The 26120-nt window shown below is 42.2% G+C and carries 24 protein-coding genes; 17 read left to right on the top strand and 7 right to left on the bottom strand.

The genetic code is table 11. The annotated features are described in order from the left end of the window. The first annotated feature begins 427 nt into the window (after window positions 1-427). Entirely contained in the window at window positions 428-1423 is a 996-nt protein-coding gene (gene ilvC, locus VB775_RS13615; RefSeq protein ID WP_094528532.1) for a ketol-acid reductoisomerase, read from the top strand. Between the two features lie 315 nt (window positions 1424-1738). Here the strand turns inward: ilvC and mrdA are convergent, their stop codons facing one another. Then, window positions 1739-3562: a penicillin-binding protein 2 gene (mrdA, locus tag VB775_RS13610; protein ID WP_281009211.1), complete on the bottom strand. Its 1824-nt coding sequence runs from the start codon at window positions 3560-3562 to the stop codon at window positions 1739-1741. Window positions 3563-3730: 168 nt separating this feature from the next. Here mrdA and VB775_RS13605 point away from each other — a divergent pair, with 168 nt between their 5' ends. The 9 genes from VB775_RS13605 (at window position 3731) to VB775_RS26480 (ending at window position 15329) form a co-directional block, all read left to right on the top strand. After that, window positions 3731-4168, top strand: a complete 438-nt coding sequence (locus VB775_RS13605) for an ATP-binding protein (protein ID WP_281009212.1) — start codon at window positions 3731-3733, stop codon at window positions 4166-4168. Window positions 4169-4288: 120 nt separating this feature from the next. Beyond that, complete coding sequence (locus VB775_RS13600; protein ID WP_281009213.1) at window positions 4289-6574, top strand: RelA/SpoT family protein; 2286 nt, start codon at window positions 4289-4291, stop codon at window positions 6572-6574. 146 nt (window positions 6575-6720) lie between these two features. Then, window positions 6721-7743 carry a pentapeptide repeat-containing protein gene (locus VB775_RS13595; RefSeq protein WP_281009214.1) on the top strand — a complete coding sequence of 341 codons (1023 nt, stop codon included), beginning with the start codon at window positions 6721-6723 and terminating at the stop codon, window positions 7741-7743. Then, window positions 7718-8119, top strand: coding sequence for a hypothetical protein (locus tag VB775_RS13590; RefSeq protein ID WP_281009215.1), 402 nt, complete (start codon window positions 7718-7720; stop codon window positions 8117-8119). Before VB775_RS13595 ends, VB775_RS13590 begins: the two co-directional genes overlap by 26 nt. A gap of 73 nt (window positions 8120-8192) precedes the next feature. Next, a complete protein-coding gene (locus VB775_RS13585; RefSeq protein WP_281009216.1) occupies window positions 8193-9596 on the top strand; it encodes a cobyrinate a,c-diamide synthase in 1404 nt (467 codons plus the stop codon). Window positions 9597-9832: 236 nt separating this feature from the next. Beyond that, window positions 9833-11119, top strand: a complete 1287-nt coding sequence (locus VB775_RS13580) for an ABC transporter substrate-binding protein (protein WP_281009217.1) — start codon at window positions 9833-9835, stop codon at window positions 11117-11119. Window positions 11120-11441: 322 nt separating this feature from the next. Further along, the gene (locus tag VB775_RS13575; RefSeq protein WP_407072980.1) at window positions 11442-13337 is read left to right on the top strand and encodes an SPFH domain-containing protein; all 1896 of its coding nucleotides are present in this window, start codon (window positions 11442-11444) and stop codon (window positions 13335-13337) included. Between the two features lie 74 nt (window positions 13338-13411). After that, a complete protein-coding gene (locus VB775_RS13570) occupies window positions 13412-14701 on the top strand; it encodes an McrC family protein (protein ID WP_281009219.1) in 1290 nt (429 codons plus the stop codon). 238 nt (window positions 14702-14939) lie between these two features. Next, the gene (locus VB775_RS26480; RefSeq protein WP_407072981.1) at window positions 14940-15329 is read left to right on the top strand and encodes a hypothetical protein; all 390 of its coding nucleotides are present in this window, start codon (window positions 14940-14942) and stop codon (window positions 15327-15329) included. A 37-nt stretch (window positions 15330-15366) separates the two neighbouring features. Here VB775_RS26480 and VB775_RS13560 read toward each other — a convergent pair whose 3' ends face one another. The 4 genes from VB775_RS13560 to VB775_RS13545 form a co-directional block, all read right to left on the bottom strand. Further along, entirely contained in the window at window positions 15367-15657 is a 291-nt protein-coding gene (locus VB775_RS13560) for a type II toxin-antitoxin system VapC family toxin (protein ID WP_281009221.1), read from the bottom strand. A 64-nt stretch (window positions 15658-15721) separates the two neighbouring features. Further along, window positions 15722-16642, bottom strand: a complete 921-nt coding sequence (locus VB775_RS13555; RefSeq protein ID WP_281008098.1) for a transposase family protein — start codon at window positions 16640-16642, stop codon at window positions 15722-15724. A 33-nt stretch (window positions 16643-16675) separates the two neighbouring features. Further along, window positions 16676-16822 (bottom strand): hypothetical protein, encoded by a 147-nt coding sequence (locus VB775_RS13550; RefSeq protein ID WP_281009222.1) that lies wholly within the window; start codon window positions 16820-16822, stop codon window positions 16676-16678. Continuing rightward, window positions 16822-17055 carry a hypothetical protein gene (locus tag VB775_RS13545; protein ID WP_281009223.1) on the bottom strand — a complete coding sequence of 78 codons (234 nt, stop codon included), beginning with the start codon at window positions 17053-17055 and terminating at the stop codon, window positions 16822-16824. The genes VB775_RS13550 and VB775_RS13545 overlap by 1 nt, the downstream gene beginning before the upstream one ends. Window positions 17056-17205: 150 nt before the next feature. Here VB775_RS13545 and VB775_RS13540 point away from each other — a divergent pair, with 150 nt between their 5' ends. From VB775_RS13540 to VB775_RS13530, 3 genes are all read left to right on the top strand, one after another. Then, a complete protein-coding gene (locus tag VB775_RS13540) occupies window positions 17206-19236 on the top strand; it encodes an McrB family protein (protein ID WP_281009224.1) in 2031 nt (676 codons plus the stop codon). A gap of 321 nt (window positions 19237-19557) precedes the next feature. After that, window positions 19558-20475 (top strand): NAD(+) kinase, encoded by a 918-nt coding sequence (locus tag VB775_RS13535; protein ID WP_281009225.1) that lies wholly within the window; start codon window positions 19558-19560, stop codon window positions 20473-20475. Between the two features lie 180 nt (window positions 20476-20655). Then, complete coding sequence (locus tag VB775_RS13530; RefSeq protein WP_281009226.1) at window positions 20656-21414, top strand: pentapeptide repeat-containing protein; 759 nt, start codon at window positions 20656-20658, stop codon at window positions 21412-21414. Window positions 21415-21512: 98 nt separating this feature from the next. Here the strand turns inward: VB775_RS13530 and VB775_RS13525 are convergent, their stop codons facing one another. Continuing rightward, window positions 21513-21704, bottom strand: coding sequence for a (2Fe-2S)-binding protein (locus tag VB775_RS13525; RefSeq protein WP_281009227.1), 192 nt, complete (start codon window positions 21702-21704; stop codon window positions 21513-21515). Between the two features lie 274 nt (window positions 21705-21978). Between VB775_RS13525 and bfr (VB775_RS13520) the strand changes: the two genes are divergently transcribed. From bfr (VB775_RS13520) to VB775_RS13510, 3 genes are all read left to right on the top strand, one after another. Then, on the top strand, window positions 21979-22443 hold the full coding sequence (gene bfr, locus VB775_RS13520) for a bacterioferritin (RefSeq protein ID WP_281009228.1): 465 nt from the start codon (window positions 21979-21981) through the stop codon (window positions 22441-22443). Window positions 22444-22508: 65 nt separating this feature from the next. Next, window positions 22509-22976 carry a bacterioferritin gene (gene bfr, locus VB775_RS13515; RefSeq protein WP_281009229.1) on the top strand — a complete coding sequence of 156 codons (468 nt, stop codon included), beginning with the start codon at window positions 22509-22511 and terminating at the stop codon, window positions 22974-22976. 347 nt (window positions 22977-23323) lie between these two features. After that, window positions 23324-23839 carry an MEKHLA domain-containing protein gene (locus tag VB775_RS13510; protein ID WP_281009230.1) on the top strand — a complete coding sequence of 172 codons (516 nt, stop codon included), beginning with the start codon at window positions 23324-23326 and terminating at the stop codon, window positions 23837-23839. Window positions 23840-23911: 72 nt separating this feature from the next. On the opposite strand, the gene VB775_RS13505 is transcribed toward VB775_RS13510, so the two are convergent. Continuing rightward, window positions 23912-24487, bottom strand: coding sequence for a gamma-glutamylcyclotransferase (locus VB775_RS13505; protein ID WP_281009231.1), 576 nt, complete (start codon window positions 24485-24487; stop codon window positions 23912-23914). A 165-nt stretch (window positions 24488-24652) separates the two neighbouring features. Between VB775_RS13505 and VB775_RS13500 the strand changes: the two genes are divergently transcribed. Further along, on the top strand, window positions 24653-25879 hold the full coding sequence (locus VB775_RS13500) for a chromate transporter (RefSeq protein WP_281009232.1): 1227 nt from the start codon (window positions 24653-24655) through the stop codon (window positions 25877-25879). Window positions 25880-26120: the final 241 nt, after the last annotated feature.

Genomic DNA, 26120 nt, shown 5'->3' with positions numbered 1-26120 from the left:
TAGATCTCCCGCCTAACTGTAGTTTGAGCGCAAAGCGCTCAAACCCAAACCAAGAAAAAACTTGAAAGCTTTGCGAAGCAAAGCTTTCAAGTTTTTTCTTGTGGTTCGTTTGAGCGGTAATTGCTATAAATTTCCATCATGAGAATTGCTGAAGTGCTGTTAGTAATTCTCATGATGGAAATCAGTTTTTTGAAACCCGCCTTTGGTGGGCTTTCAAAAAACTGATTTTGGTTTTCCAGTTCTGAAGGCGCTAGAAAACCAAAATCGGTTTCATAATGAGTACTGCTAAAGTGCTGTAAATATATTTAAGAGTTGCAACGATTTTTGTTAGACTAGGAAAAGTGTTTGAAGGCAATTGACAATAAATCTTCCAAACTACACCTAACAAACTAATCACCCCATCTTTTGTCTCGGAGATAACCACACTATGGCTCGGATGTACTACGACACGGACGCAAATCTTGAATTTCTAGCAGGTAAGACAGTTGCAATTATCGGCTACGGTTCTCAGGGTCACGCCCATGCCCTTAACCTAAAAGAAAGCGGCGTGGATGTCATCGTGGGGTTATATCAAGGCAGTCCCTCATGGCAAAAAGCAGAATCTGAAGGTCTGACCGTCAAGACTGTTGCTGACGCATCGGCTGCTGCTGACCTAATTATGATTTTATTGCCTGACGAAACTCAAAAAGCAATTTATGCTACCGAAATTGCTCCAAATCTTAAAGCTGGAGATACTCTAGCTTTCGCCCATGGTTTCAATATTCACTTCGCACAAGTTGTTCCCCCTGCGGATGTCGATGTGATCATGGTCGCGCCTAAAGGACCTGGACACTTGGTACGTCGCACCTATACTCAAGGTCAAGGCGTTCCTGCTTTATTTGCAGTCTATCAAGATGCTACTGGACATGCCCGCGATCGCGCGATGGCTTATGCCAAAGGTATTGGCGGCACACGCGGCGGCGTTCTCGAAACGACTTTCCGTGAAGAGACTGAAACCGATCTATTCGGCGAACAAGCGGTACTCTGCGGCGGTCTATGCGCTCTCATCAAGGCAGGCTTTGAAACCCTTGTTGAAGCTGGCTATCAACCCGAACTCGCTTACTTTGAGTGCTTGCATGAAGTGAAGCTGATCGTGGACTTGGTAGTTGAAGGTGGTATGTCGAATATGCGCTACAGCATCTCGAATACTGCTGAATATGGTGATTACACCCGTGGTCCTCGTGTTGTTACTGAGCAGACAAAGATCGAAATGAAGAAAATTCTTTCGGAAATTCAATCTGGTCAATTTGCCCGTGAGTTTGTTCTTGAAAATCAAGCTGGCAAACCTGGTTTCACCGCAATGCGTCGTCAAGAAGCAGAGCATCAAATCGAGTCAGTCGGTAAAGATCTCCGCGCTATGTTTAGCTGGTTGAAGAAAATCTAATTAAAAAAAAGCGGTGCTAGCACCGCTTTTTTTAATTCAACTAAGGGTAAATACCCCACCGCTCCGCGATGTGAGTATATTCCAGTAAAAAAAGAAAGAATCACCACGTCGCAAGCCGACGTGGTGATTCTTTCTTTTTTTAATTGTAAATTACTGATGTTACGTGGAAGGAATTCCTGTCATAGCAAAGGTCTAGGGCTGGCACGGGGGCACAGCCCCTACAGTAACCTCTAAATTTTGAGGTAGGGACAATGCCCCCGTGCTTGTCCTGCTTCGCTAGCAGCAAGAGGTCTACCATCTAAGTTCCACGTAACATCAGTTAATCACAGGAACTGGTGGATTATTGGGTGAGTTGGGCTTATTTTTGATTTGCATATAAGCTTCGATCGTTTGTACTGCTAAAGGAGCAGCGATCGCACTACCACCACCACCACCTGCATTTTCCCCAAAAACGGTCACTACAATTTCAGGATTTTCATAGGGTGCATAGGCTGTAAACCATGCATGGTTTGGACGAGGTGGATCTTGAGCCGTACCAGATTTACCAGCCATGGCAATTTCCGCCGAATTTAGAGGCGCGGCTGTACCATACTCAAATACAGATCGCAAAGACTTTTGCAGAGCTGCCAGATTTGTAGGCGATATATTCAAAGACTGCCGCCACTCCCTTGCATCATTATCTTCTAAGAGCAAATGGGGTCTAATCTTAAACCCACCATTAGCAACAATAGCTGTCATCATTGAGACTTGGACAAGATTAGATTGGACATCACCCTGTCCAATTGACATATTTAAAGTATTACCAACATACCAAGGTTCACCGATGACGCGCTTCTTCCACTCTTCATCAGGCACAGTGCCTTTAGTTTCTTCCTCCTTGATTTCAATGCCCGAATATTCGCCATAGCCATATTTACGTGACCATAGGGCAAGATCTTTTTCACCCACACGCATACCGACTTGTCCGAAGAAAGTATTGCTGCTATAGGCCATCGCCTCCGAAAATCCAATCGTGCCAAATCCTGCCTTGTTGTGATCCCAGAATTGAAAGCCGCCTACATCAAGATAAGGGTAGGTCGCCAGCACATCATTGATCCCAAATTTTTTGGTTTCCAAACCTGCTGTCATAGTTACGACCTTAAAAGTACTAGCGGGCGGATATACCTGCAAAACTCGATTGACAAAAGGATGATCCTTTTCTTGCAAGCGTTTCCATGTTGCCTCGGAAATCTTACCTGAAAATAGATTAGGATCGAAGGCTGGATGGCTAACCATAGCAAGGATTTCACCATTATTAGGGTTCATGGCGATAATCCCACCTTGCTGATCCCCTAAAATCTTTTCAACGGCTTTTTCTAAATCTAAGTCAATCGTCATTTTGACAGCGCTACCTGCTTTCGGTGGCTTTTGTCCTAAAACTCGCAGTACCTTTCCAAAAGCATCGACCTCTACCTGCTGACCGCCCCACTCACCCCGTAGCTGATTTTCAAAGGCATATTCCACACCAGCTTTACCGATTACATCTCCTGGGCGATAGCCTTTTTCTCGTAATTTGGGTAATTCTTCAGCATTTAGTTCGCCTGTATATCCCAACACATGCGCCGCGACATCGCCATTGGGGTAATAGCGCACCGCTTCAGGCTCCACTTTGACCCCTGGTAATTCGAGGCTATGCTCGGAAAGTACGGTTACCAGTTTGGGGCTAATTGAGGTGGAGACTCTGACTAGGTTAGGCGAGTTGTATCCTTCCTGTTCCAGCTTGTCGGTAATCGTTTGCGCTGAAACACCGATTAACCCAGCTAAGCGATTAATAATTGGCTCCCATTTGTCCTTGGGTTGGGCGATCGGCCAGAGATACACCACATGCGCTAATCGACTTGAGGCAAGAATATTACCTTTGCGATCAAAAAGCCGCCCTCTTTCTGGAGGTTTGGCAATTAATCTGATCCGATTGTTTTCCGCAAGCTGCTGGTTGCGATCGCCCTCAATCAGTTGCAAATAAAAAAGCCGCCCACCTAAAATCCCGATTAGCACCAATACGCTTAACAAAAATAAAATAGCTGCTCGCATCCCCTTCCCCATGGTGCGGGTGTTTTCAGTGGGATTAAAAGGGGAATTTTGTCGTTGCGTAAAAGTCATACTGCTTAGGAAAGATTTTAAGAAAGAATTTTTCGCTAGAATAATAGATAGATCTATTGTATGGCGATCGTGAATTTAATTGATTCCATTACATTTTTCGTGAATAGCTTCGCTGTTCACAAGATAAAAAAGCAAGCTATAGCCGTCTTTCAGAGGAGTTAAAAGTCCGTGATTGTGACCCCTGTGCGTTCAGTAGGACGAAAGTGGAGTAATCTCAGTTTTACTTCAACCCTCTATCTTGCCCCAGTATTAGACTTGTTGCTTGACGAAGTACCGTCAGAATGGCAGCCAGAGTTACGATTGGGTTTACAAGAAGCCTTAGTCAATGCCGTCAAGCATGGCAATGCTCTCGATCCATGCAAGCAAATCACCGTTAAATTTTCAATAGTTTCGCAAATGTACTGGTGGGTGATCACTGATCAGGGAAGTGATTTGCAATCCTCTGGCGGATCAAAAGATGATCCTACACCCTGTCATGACTTAGAATGCGGTCGGGGTTTTTATATATTACGCAAAATTTTTGAGCATGTGCATTGGGATAGTGATAGCCATCGTTTGACTTTATGCAAGCGTATTGATCGATTGAGCAAACCGATGATTTTTTAAATGCATAAAAAACTACCAAAATTTGTTTTTCCAGAGACAAAAACGTATATTTGACATATAAGTTTAAAATGAGATTATGAGAATCTTAACAACTATCTTTGCTAAGGCGAAATTAAACGTATGACTCCGATGACATTATTAGCTGAAGCTCCAGTAGAACGTTTAGGTCATCCGATTGTTGGTGAAATAGATTGTGAAAACTTTCAGGAATGTAACACAGTAGTAGATGCTTGGATTCCAGATTGGCTAAGAAGTAGTTGGGAGAAATCGCAAAGGGGTGAAAGTTTAGAGAATGAAGATATCGTTGGTCAAGCTTTAGAGTTTGCCTATCGGCTGCATGATGGGCAATGCCGTGCATCGGGGGAACCATACATACTGCATCCGATCGCAGTTGCAGCCATCCTGAAGGATTTAGGGGGCAGTGATGTGATGATCGCCGCAGGATTTTTGCATGATGTTGTTGAGGATACCGATGTATCCTGCGAACAGATCGAAGAAATGTTTGGCAAAGAAGTTCGTCAGTTGGTGGAAGGGGTAACCAAGTTATCGAAACTGAGTTTTGAGAGTAAGACTGAAAGTCAAGCCGAAAATTTTCGACGCATGTTTCTGGCGATGGCTCAAGATATTCGCGTGATTATCGTTAAGCTTGCCGATCGCCTGCACAATATGCGAACTCTGCAACATCTGCGACCTGAGAAGCAAGTCCTGATTTCCAGAGAAACGAGAGAGATTTTTGCACCTTTAGCAAACCGTTTGGGTTTAGGGCAAATTAAATGGGAACTCGAAGATATTGCTTTTAAGTATATTGAGCCAGAACAATATCAAATGATGGAGTCTCTCGTTGCTGATACCCATGAAAGTCGCCATGAACAATTGGTAGAAGTGACGCGGGTATTAGCTGAACGACTGGAATTGATGGGTATTGATGATTTTGATATTAGTGGTAGACCGAAACATTTGTATGGCATTTATCGCAAGATGGAACGCCAAAAGAAGCAATATAACGAGATTTATGACATTCAAGCTGTCAGGGTAATCGTTAATACTAAGGAGGAATGCTACCGCGTTCTTGCCGTTGTCCACGATCATTTTTGTCCGATCCCCGGTCGGTTTAAAGACTACATTGGCTTACCTAAGCCCAACCGTTATCAATCTTTGCATACGGCGGTAATTGGTCCAAAAGGACAACCTGTGGAAGTCCAGATTCGCACATGGGAGATGCATCACATTGCTGACTATGGGATTGCAGCCCATTGGAAATATAAAGAAAGTAATTCGACTAGCAAGCCACTCAAGGGCGACGATCAGAAATTTACATGGTTGCGCCAGTTGGTGGAATGGCAACGTGAACTAAAAGATCCTCAAGAATATCTTGATAGCGTCAAGGAAGATTTATTTGATAGTGAAGTTTATGTATTTAGCCCCAAGGGGGATGTGTACTGTTTACCTCGTGGCGCAACGCCTGTAGATTTTGCTTACCGTGTGCATACGGAAGTCGGTAATCACTGCTCAGGTGCATTGGTAAACAATGTAATGGTTTCTTTGCATCGTCCACTCAAGCATGGTGATATTGTCACAATTCTCACCCAAAACAATGCCCATCCCAGTACCGATTGGATCAATTTCGTGGCGACAAGTTCGGCAAAAAGTCGGATTCGCCAATGGTTTAAGCGATCGCGTCGTGATGAAAATCTTGCCCTAGGACGCAGTGCCTTAGAACGTGAACTTGGTAAAAATGGTTTAGAGACACTGCTTAAATCCGATCAGATGCAGAAGCTTGCTGAACGATGTAACTATCACAACGTTGAGGATCTGCTGGCAGGTATTGGCTATGGCGAAACTTCAGTCAATACTGTAGTTAATAAACTGCGCGAACATCAGCACCATGATCGTGACTTGAATCCTCAAAAGTATGAAGCACGCCATGAACCTACCCATAGCCATAGCTCCAAATCACCAATTTTAGGGCTGGATGGCATGGTTTACTCGATCGCAGGTTGCTGTGCGCCTTTACCTGGGGAACCTATTACGGGAGTTGTGGCGTTAGGTAGCAATCGTGGTATCACCATCCATCGCCATGATTGCCATAATTTAGCGAATATTCCTAGCGATCGCCTGTTGCATGTGGGTTGGAATCAGCAGAAGGAAAATGATCATGCTCAAACCTATCCCATTGATATTCGGGTAGAAGCGATTGATCGGGTTGGGATATTGCGCGATATTTTGACTCGCCTCTCCGACAACAAAATCAATGTGCGAAGGGCAAATGTACAGACTAAAAAAGGCAAAGCTGCAATTATTGATTTAAGTATTGATATTAGCGATCGCCATCAATTTGATCGAGTTTGCAATCAAATCAACAAGCTGTGTGACACCCTTTCGGTTTCGCGTCTTGTTGTTGAATAGGATCAGCTCACATGCATCAAATATAGCTTTCGCCCTAATTCTCAGTAAATCCAACAGAATTAACTAGATTGGCTCCATCAAATTCTCGAATTAAAGTATTTTTCTTAGTCATCGCCTCAATCGTTTCGATTGTGTCGCTAATCGCTATGTATCTAGACCGCGATGAACTAGTGTACATAGGGCTTGCTATCATCTCGACGATTATCTTGCCAATTCTCTTGCCACCATTTCTATCGGCGATCGCCCAATCGCCACTAGGAAAACGCTGGGATATTACCATCTCAATTATTCTCGGTGGAGTTGCGATATTAATGACAGCCCATGTCACTGCGTTTGATAGCGCTTTTACGAGATGGTTTGACAGCCTGAAATGGGAGGCTTTAGGAGCGGTAGGACAGATTTTAATTGCGATTTTGGCGGTGTGGGTGGCTTGGCGACAAAATGAAATTTCGGAAAGTTTGACGGGGCAGCAAAATGTCATTACCCAACAGCAAACCATTGATTCTTATTTTCAGGGGATTTCCGATCTCGTTCTTGATCCACAGGGACAATTGGAAGACTGGCCTTTAGAAAGAGCGATCGCTCAAGCCAGAACCGCAGCATTGCTGGGGGGATGTGATGCTGACGGACGTGCCAAAATTATTCGATTCTTGTCCAGTGCCAATCTTTTAACTCCACTCAAACGTGATGGCTTACTCGGTCGTCCGATTCTGGATGGAACTGGTGGCTATGTGGTGGACTTAGCTAATGGAGTGCGCGTAGTTAATTTGGGAATGATGCTAGCAGGTCGTGATGTTTGTAATACGGACTTGCGAAATGCGGATTTAAGCGGCGCGAATTTGATTAAGACAAATTTTGTAAACTGCGATCTTACGGGTGCAAACCTCGTGGGAGCGATCTTGGCTAAGGCAAATTTACGTAATACGGATCTAAGTCGAGTAAGGCTATTTTATGGCAAGCTAGAAACTGCTTCTCCCCGCGATCGCCAACATCTCCCAAATTTCGAGACAGGGGAATATACGGGTGTAGTAGTGGAAGATGCGGACTTTAGCAAGGCGATCGATTTATCCGAAGAAACACGTCAATATCTCTGTGCATGGTGTGGAAAAAAATCTCGTAAAACTATCCCAGGAGGCTGTGAAGATGTACCAAATAGATTGGGGCGCTAAAAGTTGCCAAGCTTCGCAACGCCAAAATTTATCACTGCAAAGCAGAAATCACAGATTAGCGATCGCTACTTTCTTCAGTTTCCAGATCTCAACCCTGACAATGATGCCAATGCTCAGTTTTGCCGAAACCCAGTCAAAACCATTTGTGCAGGAAGATACACCCGAAGAAGTTTTGCGTGCAGAGATCTATACCGATGCGCGATCGCCGATCGATGGCAAACAACTCTCCGCCGCCGAATATACTGAACTCATGGAAAAACTGCGATCGCTCGACGGTATACCACCTGAAGATTTAGTCTCACCAAAGGTGCGCGAAGTCATCGGTCTATTAAAGCTTCGGAAATTCCTAAAACAGTTTATTCCATTTATCCCATAATACGAAAGCACAAAATGGCGTAGCCATTTTGTGCTTTCGTTGCCTTCACTACCAAAAACACGATCTATCAAAAATGGCAATTATTATCGCAGGTGAGCGTAGTGGTGTCGGCAAGACCACCGTAACTTTGGCACTACTAGCAGCAATGAATGCGCGATCGCCATCTGCTAAATCTCCAGTGCAATCTTTTAAGGTGGGACCCGATTACATCGATCCCATGTTCCATTCCTACATCACGGGGCTACCATGTCGTAATCTCGATCCTGTTCTTACTTCGGAAGTGTACGTAAAGGAATGTTTTGCGAAACATCGCCAGAATGCTGAATATGCACTCATCGAAGGGGTGATGGGGCTATTTGATGGGGCAACAGGGAAAGATGATACGGCTAGCACTGCTCACATTGCAAGGCTACTAAATGCGCCAGTAGTCCTAATTCTTAATTGTGCTAGTACTTCTCGTTCAATTGCGGCGATCGCGCATGGATATCGCACCTTCGATCCACGTATTCACATTGCAGGCGTTGTGCTTAATCGCGTTGGTAGCGATCGCCATTTAGAGTTATTAACCCAAGCTCTAGAACCATTAAATTTGCCAATCCTAGGTGTTCTCCGTCGTCAAGATGATATCTCAATTCCCGATCGCCATCTAGGACTAGTTCCCACTGCGGAAATGTCTGATCTTGATGGAATTATTGAGCGGTTGGCTCATTTAGGCGAGACCTGCTTTGATTGGGAGAAATTATTGCCATTGATGGCATGCCCTCACCCACCAGCCCCCTCTCCCGCAGGAGAGGGGGAGCAAGAAATATTACTCCCCTCTCCCTTGGGGAGAGGGGCTGGGGGTGAGGGGCTTCGCATTGCGATCGCCCAAGATCGCGCCTTCAGTTTTTACTATGCTGACAACCTCGATTTGTTTAGAGAAATGGGTGCTGAGTTAGTCCCTTGGAGTCCAATTCGCGATCATGCTTTACCTGAAAATATCCAAGGTTTGTACTTTGGTGGGGGCTTTCCTGAAGTATTTGCCCGCGAATTAGCCGAAAATAAAACCGCTAGATCATCCGTTCACAAAGCAATCACCTCAGGAATTCCTACCTACGCCGAATGTGGAGGACTCATGTATCTATGCGATCGCATCATTGATTTTCAGGAACAGTCATTCCCAATGGTGAATATTTTCCCGACAGCAGCAAAAATGGGTAAGCGCTTAACTCTTGGATATCGTCAGGCGATCGCTTTGCAAAATAGTTCATTGGTTGATAAAGGTGATCGGATTTGGGGACATGAGTTTCATCGTTCATCTTTAACCGAATTAAGCGATCGTTCCTTATATTCTTTGCAAGGTTATGACTCGCATTTACAGTATCCATCGGAAGGATGGCAAAAATATCAAGTTCATGCTTCCTATGTCCACCTCCATTTCGGCGCACAGAAACACTTATTAGATCGGTTTCTCACTAATTGTAATCAATGTAAGTAGACTTCAGTTCGACGAAAGCGAAAAATGGCAAGAATCGCTAGGCGATTCTTGCCATTTTTCGCCATTTGCGGCGTGCTTCGCACGCCGCAAATGGCTTTATCGAATTCACGTTAAGTAGCAAGGTATAATCTGTCCCGCCCACGTAGCGGGCGGGACAGCCTGTAATGGTTTTAAAAGCAAAAACCAGACAGCTTTCTACTTTGCTCTATAATCAAACTTAAGTTAGTAATTTTGATATGACACCTAATCTCTTCTCAAACCTCAATCGCCGCAAATTCATCGGACTCTCCACCCTGTTTTTACTTGGAGCCTGTGGAGCGCAAACCACTCAATCCACAACCTCTTCAGGTAAAAGCAAAATCATTTTTTGGACAATGCAATTAAAACCGCAGTTTGACAAATATATGACGGATTTAATTGCAGGATTTGTAAAAGAAAATCCAATGGCGGAAGTGGAATGGGTGGATATTCCTTGGGGAGAGATGGAAACTAAGATCTTGAGTTCTGTCGCGGCAAAAACTGCTCCCGATGTCGTGAATCTAAACCCTCAATTTGCATCGAAACTAGCGGAGAAAAAAGCACTTGTAGATATGGGTAAGGCGATATCTGATGCTGATAAGGCTAGTTACTTCCCGAATATTTGGAAAGCGAATCAACTGGATAACGTCACCTTTGGATTGCCTTGGTATGTAGCCACTGACATCACTATTTACAACCGTTCTCTATTTGAAAAAGCTGGCTTAGATCCTGCAAAACCACCTAAAACTTTTGAAGAACTTACTAAGGTTTCCGAACAGATTAAAGCAAAAACTGGTAAATATGCTTTCATGCTGACAATGGATGGGGGGCAGGTTTTAGAAGCGATGGTACAGATGGGCATGAAGTTGCTCGATCCAAATGGCAAGGCTGCTTTTAATGATCCTGCTGGCAAAGCAGCCTTTGACTATTGGGTAAATCTATTTGAGAAGCAACTAATTCCCCGTGAAATCTTAACCGAAGGACATCGCAAAGCCGTAGAACTTTATCAGGCGGGTGAATTGGCAATTTTATTAACTGGCCCGCAGTTTTTGCAAGCTGTAGCTAAAAATGCACCCGAAACTGCTAAAACAACCGATATTGGCTCACAAATTACTGGCTCAACGGGTAAAAAGAGCGCCGCAGTGATGAATGTCGCTGTGCCGACGACATCTACTAATCAAGAGCTAGCTGTAAAATTCGCCCTCTATTTAACCAATGCTGAAAATCAGCTTGCTTTTACCAAAGTAGAGAATCTCTTACCTTCCACAATTAAGAGTTCTAGCGATCGCTATTTCACGGAAGCCGCCAAAGATGCATCTATCCTTGATCGCGCCAGAGTAATCAGTGCCTCACAACTTCCACAATCTGAAGTCTTAATCCCTCCTGCGAAAGACATTGAAAAGCTTCGCAAGATTATTTACGAAGAGTTACAACTGGCGATGCTCAAGGAGAAATCTAGCGATAAAGCGATCGCTTCTGCTGCCGAACGTTGGAACTCTCTTTAAGAACTAGTTAAGGTGACACAGAGTGTCACCTTAACTAGTTCTTAAAGTGCTAGGCATAAGTAAACTAAAAACCTAGAAAGCTGTCCCGCCCGCATAGCGGGCGGGACAGCTTTCTAGGTTTTAATTATGGTGAGCTACTTGATAGTCTGGTTGTTAATTTTTTTATTGAATATTAAGGATTTCATAACAATTGCGCTAGATTAGCAGTAATTCTGAAAGCGGGGTATTACGCGTGAAAAAATTAATTGATATTCAGGATGTTTTTCAAGGCTTTAGCAAGAAGTTTTGGCAGCGATCGCTGGTTTCTGGTGCAGCGATCGCCATGCTAGGTACTGTTACATTACCTATTATCAGTAGTAATGGATCGGCGATCGCCCAACAAATTTCGCAAAAAGATACAACTCAAACGCGACCCGTTCAGGTTATGCAAGTGGGTAATCTCAATTTCCCCATATGGGTATGGGTAATTGGCGGCGTAGTGGTGGTATTTATCTTTCTGCCCCAGATGGGTTGGATTTTAGGACTGATCGTGATTGGAGAGAGAGAAGTTGGCATCGTCGTCAAGAAATTTTCACTCAAGGGAGACTTACCCTCAGGGCAACTTGTTGCTCTTAATGGCGAAGCTGGTTATCAAGCTGATACCCTCGCCCCAGGATGGCACTTTGGCTTTTATCCTTGGCAATATAGCGTTCGTAAGGAATCCGTAGTCGTGATTCCCCAAGGCGAAATTGGCTTAATTATTGCGAACGATGGCAAATCAATTCCCCCCGATCGCATTCTTGGTAAAACCGTACCCTGTGACAACTTCCAAAATGCGAGAGAATTCCTATTAGCAGGTGGTGAAAAAGGACGGCAACTAGGCATTTTGACCGCAGGAACCTATCGCGTAAATACGGCTCTATTTACGATTGTCTCTTCTGCAAATGCTGCGCAAAATGGCATGTCTCCTGCGGAGTTAAGGCTGTATTCCGTTGCCACAGAAAAAGTTGGGATCGTCACGACTTTAGATGGTATTCCCATTGAAGCAGGGGCGATCGCAGGGGCGATTATTCCTGAACATGACAATTTCCAAAACGCGCAGTTATTTATCAATGGCGGCGGTCGTCGGGGATTGCAGGAGCAGGTGATTCTATCGGGTTCATGGAATTTAAACCCTTGGTTTGTCCAAGTAGAACAGGTGAAAATGACCGATATTCCCATCGGCTATGTGGGCGTAGTAATTTCCTTTGTGGGTGGTTCGGAAAATGATGTCAGTGGCGCTCTATTTACCCATGGGCATTTAGTGAATGTGGGTGATAAGGGCGTATGGATTGAGCCGCTTTACCCTGGAAAACATCCATTGAATACCCAAATTATGCGAGTGGAACTAGTTCCCACCACAAATATTGTGTTGAATTTTAGCGCTCAAGTTGAACAACATGGCTATGATGCTAAACTCAGTGCTTTAAATGTACGTTCTGTTGATGGTTTTGCTTTTAATTTAGAAGTAGCGCAGATCATTCATGTTGGTTCGCTAAATGCCCCAAGGGTAATTTCGCGAGTTGGATGTATGCAAAATCTTGTCGATCATGTGCTGCGTCCGACTGTCGGCAATTACTTCCGTAATTCCGCACAAGCTTATACTGTCCTAGACTTTTTGATTGCACGTAGCGATCGCCAAGCAGAAGCTGCCGACTTTATTCGTAATGCCATGGAAGCCTATGATGTGCAAGCCGTTGACACTTTACTTGGTCAAATTGAACCACCTGAAACCTTGATGGAAACGCTTACCGATCGCAAAATTGCCGAAGAGCAGCGTAAAACCTATGAAGTACAGCGAGTTTCTCAAACTCAACGTCAAGAGCTTGTACGTGAAACTTCCCTTGCCGATATTCAAAGAGAAATCGTCACTGCTGAGCAGGGTGTTCGTATTGCTGAATTGCAAGCTAATGCCAATGTCAAAGAGGCAAGTGGTGAAGCTGAAGCTATCCGCGTTATTGGTGAAGCAAAAGCCGATGCCTATCGCGCTGGGGTTGATGCCCTTGGAGGTAACTCCTATGTAGCGTTACAATTAATGCAAACGATCGGCGATCGCAATGTGCGGGTTGTGCCAGATGTGGCTGTCAATGGTGGCGATCGCGGCGGCGGGTTGCTCGATGGCGTATTAGGAATGTTGCTTTGGAATCAAAATAAAGAAGCGAAGGAATCAAAATCAGATAGCCTTACCAAGTTGCCATAAGGATAGATTTTTAATGGTGCGGCTTCGCCGCGCCATCAAAAGGTTCTTTATTTTATAGCGAAGCTCTAACCACTATGGATTGGTCATTGTTTGAGTACGAGGTTAGCTCAGGGTTTGATTGCACAGAGCAAGAACAAAAGGCGATCGCTAAGTTAGAAAAAATCCTAGGCGATCGCTTATTTGACTTGACTATCCAAAAGGGTAAGTTGGAGCTAAAAGCGCGGCAATATGTGGGTGTGTTTCGATTAGGCGATCGCACAGTCGAGGTTTTGCCGAAAATGTACCGTTTTGATGCAACAACACCAAAACAAGAAGCGGTGCGAAATTTGCTGTATATGCTGGAATACACTCATCAACTGAATGTCAAGCAATATTCTCTGGCTTCTCTATGTCAAAAGGATCTCGATTGGTTTGAGATTTTGACAAGATTATTTTCAATGAATCTTCTGGAAGAATGGCAAAGGGGCGCTTTTCGGAATTATCAATCTGTGAGTGATACTTTACCAGTTCTCAAAGGGAAGTGGAACTTAACGGAGCAGCTACGCCGTCCTGAACGCAAGCATTTATTTGCGGTGACGTTTGATGAATTCACGGCGGATAATCAACTGAATCGGGTTTTGCGCTATGTAGTAGAGCGACTGTATCAGTTAACGCGCAATTTCCATAATCGGCAAATGTTGCATGAGTTGCAGCAATGGATGGAAGAAGTAACTTTATTGTCAAAGGTGAATGTTGAAGATTTGCGATTAATTCCGATTACGCGCTTAAATCAACGCTTTGAGCCGCTTTTAAATTTGGCGCGTTTATTTCTAGAGAATGAGAGTTTGCAATTATCTAGTGGCAATTTCCAGACTTTTGCCTTTGCGTTGGATATGAATAAGCTGTTTGAGGAGTTCGTGATTAGTTTCATATCTCGCCATCGTCAAGAGATTTTACCAACTCAGTTACAGGATTGTGAATTATTACCACAGTCTTTGGGTGCAGTGCGTTATCTAGCAAAGAATAGTAGTAATCAGCAAGTATTTCAACTCAAGCCCGATTTGGTGATGCGTCAAAAGGGCGGATTCCCTTTGATTATGGATACGAAGTATAAGAGATTGAAAGAAGGCGATCGCAAGTTGGGGGTTTCACAGGCGGATTTCTATCAAATGTATGCCTATGCTCAACGCTACAAATGTGCAAATGTGTTGCTAATTTATCCGCAGGTCGAGGGGATGACAGAGCTTAGTGCTAGATTTGATATAGAAGGTAGGACGATTACGGCGGCGACGATTGATCTTTGTGGTGATTTGAGCAAGCAGGGAGAGCGTGATAAGCTATTAGAGAGATTAAGAGGACTTTTTGCAGATAGTCAAGGAGTATGAAATGGCAATATCAACAAGCGATCGCCAAAAAGTTATGCAGTTAGTTGAGCAGTTACCTGATGAATCCCTTAGTGAGGTGATTGACTTATTAAATAATTTGCTTAGGCAAACTAGGCAGTCTCAGCCTTTAATATCTTCCAAGTCTGAAGAGTTGTTATTGCAAGTTATCGGTCGGCGACTTTTGCCAGATGACCAAGCTAGGCTTGATTATTTGCGTGAACAAAATGAAAGTGGTGATATTACGGAAGCAGAGCATCAAGAGTTATTAGGTTTTGTCTCTCGTGTAGAAAATGAAGACGCTGAGAGGGCGGCGGCTATTTTGCAACTAGCACAAAATCAGGTTGAGGTTGATGATTGGCAATATTTAGCAAAACGAAATCATCCTTGGCGAAAACAGTTATATGTGAAAGGACAAAAACTACTTGCTTCGACTATTTGGCAAGACATGATAGCTAATGAAATGTCAGTTGAAGAGGCTGCTGATAATTGGGATTTGCCTTTAGAAGCAATTGATGAAGTTATTCGTTACTGTGAAAGTCATCAGGACTTGTTGAGGTTAGAGGCTGATGAAGAGCGTTATCGTTTAGTAGTAAAAGGAGTCTCTTTTGAGTCTAAAGTTGCTGCTTGATGAGGATTCTCAGGAGAAATATTTATAAGAATAGTCATCACCAAATCAATGGAATGCCAACAAGAGGCATTCGGTGATCTCGGCTAATGAGAGGTAAACCAAGATGAGAAGCCGTAGCTGCTATAACTCTATCAGGTAAATCAGGAACTGCCTGTTTAGGGATTTTCGCTAAAGCATCAACTACTTCAGATGTTAAATCAAATAGAACTAATCCAGTATCGCCAACTGCTAGAACCTCATCTAATTGATTTTTAAAGTCGCTAGAAATGCGGACTTTTTCTTGAAGATAAACAATCTCAACTAAACAAATTGTTGGAATGTAAATCACTAGACTTCATCGGAAATAAAGAGGAGACAAGACACTCTCATATTGCCCCATTGTTACGCTAAAGTTAAGCAACCTTCCCATGTCTCATCGTAACCCTGAAATTGTGTAATCCACAAGAAGTTTCCATAACAACGTCAACATAATTCTCTTTTCGATTTCTAAAAGTATCATGGACAATGCGTGATCTTTTCACACCACCAATGTGATGTTCTACTACAATTCTTTGTTTAGAAATCTCTCGATTACTTTCTTTTTCCTCATCGGTTAACTCTCCACCACGAGGTTTCTTTTTCGGTTGCAAAATAGTTACCCCATCTGGCTTATAACCTTGGTATCCTGTGTCTTGCCATAACTTACTCCCATCGGGAAACTCATGTCCCTCGTCATCGGCAAGTTTCTTGTCGTGGCGTTTGCCCTCAACAGTTTCACTGAGGTATATGACTTTGCCCCCTGCCATCCGTTCGGTGATGATATTGTTCTTCACCGTTGTCGTTTTTTTCTTGCCACTGTAGTGTTCGTCCCTTTTGACTTTATCTTGAGGTCGATTGATGCGTCGTTCTGTACCATCAATCACAAACTCCAATTCTGGGCAATTTGCTAATACTTGCTCTAACTTGCTCGCTTTCCGCTCGGGCAAATGTTGTTCTTTACCTAAAGCTTGATTTAATATGACTGTTAACCGATGCACCCATAGGTTTGCCTGTGGTTGTCCTATCCCAAATAAAAATCCCTGCACTTCTTGAGTCGGATATTGCCGAAAGTAAAACAAAATAAATAACATTTTGTCCCTAATTTCTTGCAGTTCTGCCTTTCGTCCTCCCCCATACTCTCGTTTTCTTTCACTAGCTTCAATGAAGTACTTATATATGTAGTCTTGCCATGCTTTCTCGAAGCTCGGGACTAAAGCCTCGAACTCTGCCAAACTCATTCCTGTCAAACTCTGTAAAATCCGAGGTTTATTTTTTAGTTTGGTATATGAAAGCATTTTTGACTTGCAATTTTCTGGAATGAGACTATTTTAGCTACTTCTTTTGTTATTTCCGATGATGTCTACTATCTCACCGCGATCGCATTGTTCAAAAACTTCGTTAGCCGCATTACTCAATTTGGGGTTGTCTTCTAAATACCAAATTAAGGCATGGGTATCAGTTACTGCGTTGCTCATCAAACACTCTCACGGGGAAAGTTTGTTGACATTTCTTTTCTGACTTCGGCTATGTCGTTATCGCTGATGTTAGCGCCCCGCCACAAACCACGCAAAGACCTACGAGGCTTAGGTTTTATATTCAGTTCACGCTTAATTTCAGGGGTTACTTTTTCGATTAAGTTAATTTTATCTACAAGCGAAAGTTGCTTGGCTAGTTTTAAGACTTGCTCTAGGGTGACAACTTGAGTCATAAGTTTAGACTTTTTGTATGCTTTGATTTGTATGCTTTGATTTTACTCTAGTAGGATTAGCATGAGTTGTTAATGTAAGAGGGTAGATTCTAAAAGAGCATGATAAGCTAGTAAAGGGTTTGAGGATAATTTTATATATCAAGAAAATGTATGAGTCCTAATCAAGATTGGCGCATTACACTTCAGGAATGGCTACAAAAAAATCCTAAAGTGATGTCTGATGATTTGAAACAACTAAGAGAAGAGTTTGTTAAAAGTTTTCCTATAGACAAATTACCAGAAATGACTCTCGATCAATATGCTGCGGGGAAGCACGATCGCGAAATTGGTAGTACTTTTTGTCATTGGATTGAGTTTAGAACAAAAAAATTGGGAAGTATTAGCGGTGGTAGTTCAGCTAAGTTTGGTATTGCTTGGAGCGCTAAATACGGAAAATGGGAATGGAATCAAATACTTCAGGCTGACAATGAAGAGTCGGCTTTTCAAAAAATCAAAGATGGATTAATAGAACTCATTAATTCTGCTAAATTAAAACATTTTGATGATCTGGATAAAATTGGAGATAAAGGATTAGGAAAGAACAGAAACTCGGTTCGGGCTAAGCCTCTTTCTTTATATTTCCCAGATGATTTTTTGCCTATTTCTAATCCAACGCATCTGGATAATTTTCTAAAATATTTTAATCAAATCCCCAAAGAAGGTTTACACGCAAAAAATAGACAGCTTTTAGAATTTTTAAAAAGCCAGAATGAATTTCATAGTTTTGATACAGTACAAATGATGTATTTTTTGTATCACTTATTGCCACAAGGAGAACAAGATATTGCTGATGTTGATATAGAAGTAGAAGCTAAAACAGTGACATTATCAAATTCAAAAACAACTCAGAACTTGCTTAAAGTTTCTCAAACAACTAAAAATATAATTCTTTATGGATCGCCAGGTACAGGTAAAACCTATACAGTTAGCCAATTTGCAAAATTATTTTTATCTAAGCAATTACAATCTCCTATAACTCCAGAGCAACGTAAACTTGATGCAATCAAAGGTTTAACTTGGCATGATGCGATCGCATTAGCTATATATGCCAATTTTCAATCTAAAAGTTTATTTAAGGTTACAGAATTAGTTGGCAATGACTTAATACAGCTTTATTGGAGTACAACTAAGACTGAAAAACTTAGCAATACTATTCACTATGCGCTTCAAATACATACAGATCCAAGTATTGAAACAGTAAAAATAGCAAAACGTCAATTACCATATCTATTTGGGAAAGATCGAGACGGATTTTGGTCTCTCACTGATTTAGGCAAGGAATATGTTGAAGAAAACCTAGCTAAACAATTAAAGGAATTACAAGGTTCAACCATTATTAAATCGGATATATCAAAATATTTCAGATTTGTGACCTTCCATCAATCATTTGCCTACGAAGAATTTGTAGAAGGAATTAAACCCTTAACTAATGAATTAGATGAAGTTAGTTATAGAGTTGTTGATGGGGTATTCAAACAGATTTGTAGACAGGCAGAATTAGATCCTGACAATAAATATTTGATTATTATTGATGAAATCAACAGAGCAAATATTGCTAAAGTTTTTGGTGAATTAATTACGCTAATTGAAGATGATAAAAGGATTGGAGCGCCTAACGAATTAAAAGTTACCTTGCCTTACTCCCAAGAAGAATTTGGCGTACCGAAAAATCTATATATATTAGGAACAATGAATACAAGCGATCGCTCGATCGCCCTACTAGACATTGCCCTCCGCCGCCGATTTACCTTTATTGAACTTAAACCCGATCCCGAACTACTCAAAGAGAAAATTATCGAGGGCATCAGACTAGATCAATTGCTCATCCAACTCAACCAACGCATCACCCTCCTCATCGGACGCGATTACCAAATTGGGCATAGCTACTTCATGAATGTTGATAATATCGAATCCTTGCGATTTACTTGGTATCACCGCATCATTCCACTACTGCAAGAATACTTCTATCACAACAGCGAAATGCTGAGAATAGCGATCGGTGAGCAATTTATGCCAGCGATGACCATAGATTCCGCATTGCAAAAAGCACTCGGTAACTTCTTCCCTTCTGAACCTCAGTATGAAATCACAGAATTAGAAGATGATGAGTTTAGAGATGCACTATCAAAATTGACAGACTAAAAGTTAAACCTACAGCAATACAAGTCTTGCTTAGGACATAAAACCCAAATAGTGTGAGGCGGCGCAAAGCGCCGCCTCACACTATTTGGGTTTTGATTTGTCCTGATACAGGTGGCTACCCAAATAAAAGAAGGCGGCGCTTTGCGCCGCCTTCTTTTATTTGGGTTTTGCTCTAACTTCTAGCAGTCAATGGAAATTACTGAATAAACCCTGAAAAACTTTAATATTTCAACAACTTATTACAAGCTAAAAGCCAAGAGCTAAAGGCTATAATTACAAAACTGACAAAAATTTTTGAAATAATCTAGGTAGTCATTGAGCGTGCCAAAAGTCGGAATTATATACAACGACTCAAAACCTGTCGCTAAGCGTGTAGCTCTAGATATGAAGTTGTGGCTAGAAAAGCGCGGTATCCAGACTGTTATGGCGACGGGAAATGGCGGCATTTTGGGCTATGGCAAGCCAGATGCTCCTGTTTGTCACACCTTGATTGAGAGTTTAGTGCCATTAGGATTCGATCGCGAGATCATGTTTGTAGTGTCTTTGGGCGGCGATGGCACAGTACTATCCGCCTGTCGGCAAATTGCCCCACTTGGTTTGCCAGTATTAAATGTCAACACAGGGCATATGGGTTTTTTAACCGAAACCTACTTAACCGACTGGGAAGAAGCGATCGCCCAAGTCGTCGAAGGGCAATATGTAGTTGAGCAGCGATCGATGATGACGGTGCGTGTTTACGATAGCCAAGGTCTGCTCTGGGAAGCCCTATCACTAAACGAAATGGTACTGCATCGCGAACCCTTGACTAGTATGTGTCATTTTGAGGTGCAGATTGGTCATCACCTACCCGTCGATATTGCCGCCGATGGAGTGATTATTTCCACACCTACAGGCTCAACTGCCTATGCCCTCTCCGCAGGTGGCCCCGTGATCGAGCCAGGCATTCCCGTATTTCAGCTTATTCCCATTTGCGCCCATTCAATGGCTTCACGGGCTTTAGTCTTTGCCAATACCGAAAAAGCGATCGTCACACCTGCTAATCGTCATCGTTTAGTGTTAGTTGTGGATGGTAATGCGGGGTGTTATGTCTATCCAGACTATCGGGTTGAAGTAGAGCGATCGCAATACCCTGCAAGGTTTATCCGCTTGCAGAAAGGTGAGTTCTTTAAGGTCTTACGCGAAAAGTTAGGCTGGGGACTACCACATATTTCTAAGCCAACCTTGGGCGAATTGACTTAAAATTACGTCAATTCGACGAACGCGCAAAATGGTAAAAATCGCAGAGCGATTTTTACCATTTTGCGCCATTTGCGCCGCGAGAAGCGCGGCGCAAATGGCTATATCGAATTCACATTAAAATTCATAGGATTAGAGAGGTGCAAAGCGCCTATCTAACTTTATTAGCATATAACAGGCGCTATGGGTCAAAGTCTTAACTTTGCAAATCAAGATTTGCGCGATCGCTCATTTAAGAGTAAAAATCTCGTCGGTGCTGACTTTAGCGGCGCGGATATTCGCGGATGCAACTTTTATCGCTCTCAACTTAAAGCGGCTAATTTTGCTAATGTGCGGACTGGTACGAGCCAACGTCAAACAGCGATCGCAGGGATTGTCTCATTTGTGATGGCACTAATGTTTGCGGGTACGGCACTGATTGCCACCATATTGCTGAGCTGTTTTGTGATTGCTTTCATTTTTGGGTTAGCCTTTGTCAATCGTGAAGCAGTTTATTGGGTTGCCATTGTGGCGATCGTCGTGTTTGCCGTTAGTTTTGCGATCGCTTTCACGGCAAGTTTTGTGCTCTCAGGTAGAAAAGGAACTTTAACAGCCATCGTCATTTCCCTAGCCATAGCCTTTGTGACGGGTTTCTTTGGCTCAACCTTCAGCAAAATACTCGTTGCGGGTGCATTTAATGCGATCGCAAGTGCGTTGAGGTTTAATGTTTTTACTGCTCTATTAATATTTTTAGCGATCGAGCCATTACAAATTTTTGGCAGTTTGTATTTATTCCGTTTCACAATCAATACAGCACGTATAACTACAGGCACAAAATTTCAGTATGCAGACCTAACCAAAGCCTCATTTCACAAAGCTTCTTTAGTTAATTGTGATTTTTCTAATGCGATTATGCTTGACGTTGATTGGGAGCAAGCTCAAATATCCCGTTGTAAACTATAGAAAACCAGAGAAAATCTATTCCTTTTCTACCTATCCTTGTCTAGGTTTCCAAGATCCTACTGGGAATAAACTTTAGATCATTGATAGCCGCTATGGCTTCACGCCAAAAGATCACTTCTTGAAGGTTTGCCCGAACATTGCTTCAAAACCCGATGAGCTTCTTCGGTGCAGCAGCCACATTCCTTACCCAACAGCGTTAATTCTGAGAGCATGGCGATCGAGCAGGCTCCTTTGCTAACCGCTTTTTGAATATCTTTCTCAGTTACTGCGTTACAAATACAAATGTACATCTTTTTATTTTAATCCTTTTTAAAAAACATGTAATAAGAATAATCGACTTTATTGAAAATTATTGTCATTATTGTCACTTATCTAAGTTAAATCCGTCAAGTCAAAAACCTCAGATTTGGAATAATTTTGACAGCAAGCAAAGACAGTTATCATAGATTGCCTCTGCTTTACCTTGGGTGCAAGTCATATAAACATTACACTCTGAAAATTTTTAACTTTGGATTAGTATAATAAATAGGATAATGACAATGAACAAAATTAGGATTACCCCCTATGCAAGGAAATCTAGACGTAAAACGTCAGCTAAACGACGCACTTAAAGCTCAACTAACAGCCATTAACCAATATTTTCTTCACGCCCGAATGTGCAAAAACTGGGGGTTAAATCAGCTTAATGATCGTGAATATCGCTATTCGATCAAGGCAATGAAGCAAGCCGATGTTTTGATCGAAAGAGTTCTTTTTCTTGAGGGATTGCCCAGTTTACAAAGTTTAGGGACTCTTCGGATTGGTGAGAATATACCTGAATTACTAGACTGTGACATGGCTCTATGCAATGAAATTTTGAACGGACTGAGAGCATCTGTTGTTACTTGTGAGACTCAACAAGATTATGTAAGTCGTGATTTGTTAGCCAAACTAATTGAAGATACTGAAGAGCAGGTTGATTGGCTAGAGTCCCAAATTTGGTTGATTGAAAACTCAGGCTTGCCTAACTTCTTACAGTCGATGGTTTAGCTTTTTAAGAATAGATTGCCAACGCAATTTATAAGATTCCTTTAAAAAATATAAGTGAGAAAATCATGAAAGGCAGTGAGAAGGTTTTACAACAGTTGTCTAAGTTGTTGAGAGGTGAGTTAGCAGCGAGAGATCAATACTTTACGCATTCACGCATCTACGCAGATTGGGGATTGAACAAATTGTATGAACGCATCAATCATGAAATGGCGGATGAAACCCAACATTCAACTTGGTTGATAGAGAGAATTCTATTTTTGGAAGGTACTCCTGATCTGTCCCAGCAAGATGGAATAAATATTGGGAAAACTGTTCCAGAAATGCTAAAGAATGATTTGGACTTTGAATACAAGGTGATGGATGATCTCAGAGAGGCGATCGCGGTGTGTGAGAACGAGCAAGATTATCAAAGTCGTGACATTTTACTCAAAATACTTGTCGATACAGAGCAAGATCATGCTTATTGGTTGGAAAAACAGCTAAAGCTAATTGCCCAGATGGGTTTGCCAAACTATCTCCAATCACAAGCTTAGGAACTTAAGGCTTAATAAAACACGCTCTTAATGGGGCGGCGAAGCCGCCCCATTAAGAGCGTGTTTGAGAAGTCTCTTATTTAGCGTAAATTTCTGCTTTTACCCCCCCTTAATCCCCCCTTGCAAAGGGGGGAAACTCAGATTCTCCCCCTTGTAAAGGGGGAGTTAGAGGGGGTAAAAACTTCTCAAACTCGCTCTAATTCTGGAAAATCTGGATTGGTATCTTACTGCGCTTTGCGATTAAATCCAAACCAAGAAAAAATTTGAAAACGCTGCTTTGCAACGCTTTCAAATTTTTTCTTGTGGTTCGTTGCTATATATTTGACTTAGCCAATCTAAGACAAATTATGAATACAAATCAATCGCCACCTTGGTTAAAACGAGAACTATTACAACATATTCAGTTGTTACTCTATAGCTTTCACCATTGGACTGGCAGACCTCTCATGTCAATTACCGATCACCAAACACCACAAGAAATTGCAAATTTGTTATTTAACGCCGATTTTGTAGTTGTTTCCCACGGTACTCAAATCGATCCAATTCTCAACTATGGCAATCAAAAAGCACTTGATTTATGGAAGATGGATTGGACTACTTTTACCGCAACACCATCAAGATATACGGCTGAGCCAATGGAACGGAGTGAAAGAGAACAACTGTTATCACAGGCAAAATCTCAGGGATATATTAGTGATTATCGCGGGATTCGGATTGCCAGTACAGGCGATCGCTTTTATATCGATCAAGCTATTATCTGGAATGTAGTAGACAGCGATGGTAAGCTTTGGGGGCAAGCCGCTACTTTTCGGAAGTGGGAAGCGATCTCGTCTGCACCTATAACAAACGCAGTGTGGAACTAAGAATTATGAAATATTACCAATTAAGCAAACCCAGTTAACTATTAGTGATCGCGGAGCGCGACCACTAATTAGTTAACTGTATTGACGTTTGTGATATGACTGCAATTGGTAAATATGATAAAACAATTGCCAAAAATATTTTTCGGTTAGCCCACAGGTTGAAGCACCTCGTAACACGACATTGGAATACCAGTCATTGGGCGCAAGTTCGCGAGACAGCTTATTGACTACGCTATAGGTTCTGACATTGGTGTAAACCGTTTGACCAACGCTAACTGTAATCAATTCGTGCTGATAGCCACCCCTTGATACATCTTCACGCAGATCAAGCTGATCGCTTAGACGCATCGGTAAGCAATATAAAACACCTTCCACATAGGAATTAGGATCTTTGACAATATCCAAGCAACCACAATCACGATGGGGCGATCGATAATAAAAACCAAGCCTGTACCCACTTAAACGCGCTACACCAACAACATAATGATGGGCTGTCTCCCCAAGCGATCGCTTTAAATCCACAGGACACATACAGGAACCGTAAGCAAAATAATAAAACATCGGTTCTGATTGACCACATAACTCTAGATCAGAATTTTCTGAAGTCTGTAACTGTTGTATTTGCAGTGATTTGAGCGGATCTACCATATCTGTAAGTTAGGCAAAAGCTTTTTAGTATTCTGGGATACCTGCCAAAAGTATAAGGCTTTGTGTATGCTCATCAGAGTTAACAATTAGATGAATTTTTTGAGCTAAAAAGACTCTATTGCTAATTGATCTAATTAAGTATGTCGCACCTAATTTAAAAAAAATATGCCCGAATATACAAAAAAAGATCTAGAACCAGAATCTTTGTTAGATGATCAAGAGCAAAAAACTCAGTTATCGACAAAGCCCAAATTATCCGAATTAGCTTTAGTTTTTGCCAAGCTTGGCACGATCGCTTTTGGAGGCCCAGCCGCCCATGTTGCTCAAATCGAGTTGGAAGTGGTGCAGAATCGTCGATGGTTGAGTCGTGAGAAATTACTAGATTTATTGAGTATCAGTAACTTAGTCCCAGGACCTAATTCGACGGAGTTAGTAATTCATGTAGGACTAGAGCAAAGAGGATGGTTAGGAGCGATCGTCGCAGGAGCGAGTTTTATTATTCCTGCGATGTTATTGGTATGGGGATTAGCAATTATTTATGTCCAGTATCAAACTATTCCTACGGTTGGATGGTTGCTATATGGAGTTAAGCCCGTAATTATCGCGATTGTTACCCAAGCATTATGGAAATTAGGGCGATCGGGGCTTAAAAATACCGCAACTTGGAGTGCAGGAATTTTGGTATTGGCTTTATATTTTCTCAGAGTTAACGAAATTGCTTTGATGATCGGTGCAGGTATTGCCGTATCCCTAGTTCGCAACCTCAACTTCCTTAAAAATCCTAAATCCCTCTCTAGCGTTCTTTTTCCTTTTTCCTTTTTCCCTTTACCTTTAAGCGTCGTTGCTACCGAAATCGCGCCTAAACCTTGGACTGCTGTATTTTTAAGCTTTCTAAAAATTGGTTCAGTTCTCTATGGTAGTGGCTATGTGCTACTAGCCTTTGTTCAGCAGGAATTTGTCGATCGCAATCAGTGGTTGACTTCTCAACAGTTATTAGATGCGGTGGCGATCGGGCAGTTTACCCCCGGTCCCGTATTAACCACCGCCACATTTATCGGTTATTTATTGGCTGGAAATTTGGGTGCGATCGCTGCTACGATTGGCATTTTTTTACCAGCTTTTATTTTAGTTCCTGTGATTAATCCCTTTGTCTCTAAATTACGAAAATCCCCTTGGACAGCAGGTTTTCTTGATGGAGTGAATGCAGCTTCCATTGGTTTGATGGCAGCCGTAGCTTGGGAATTAGGTCGTGGAACTCTGATTGATATTTGGACGATTCTTGTAGCGATCGCGAGTCTGGCAATCTTTCTTAAATTTCCTAAAATTAATTCGGCTTGGTTAGTCATCGCTGGTGGGGCGATCGGTTGGCTGCTTAAATTTAAGGCAATATAAATTGTAACGTCAGTACGACGAAAGCGAAAAATGGTAAGAATCGCTAAGCGATTCTTACCATTTTCTGCCATTTGCGGCGTGCGAAGCACGACGCAAATGGCTATATCGAACTCACGTTAAATTGTAGATATAGCAATCCTATATGGGTTGTGAGAGTGCGCCCCTTCGGGGCGCACTCTCACAACCCTCTAAATCTTACAAATCATTTAGGATCGCTATAGCAGCAAAAATGATTTAGCAG

Source organism: Pseudanabaena sp. CCNP1317 (assembly GCF_034931345.1).
Taxonomy (GTDB): Bacteria; Cyanobacteriota; Cyanobacteriia; order Pseudanabaenales; family Pseudanabaenaceae; genus Pseudanabaena; species Pseudanabaena galeata.
Note: the sequence above shows the minus strand (reverse complement) of the source record. Positions and strands in the feature narration are given on the sequence as shown.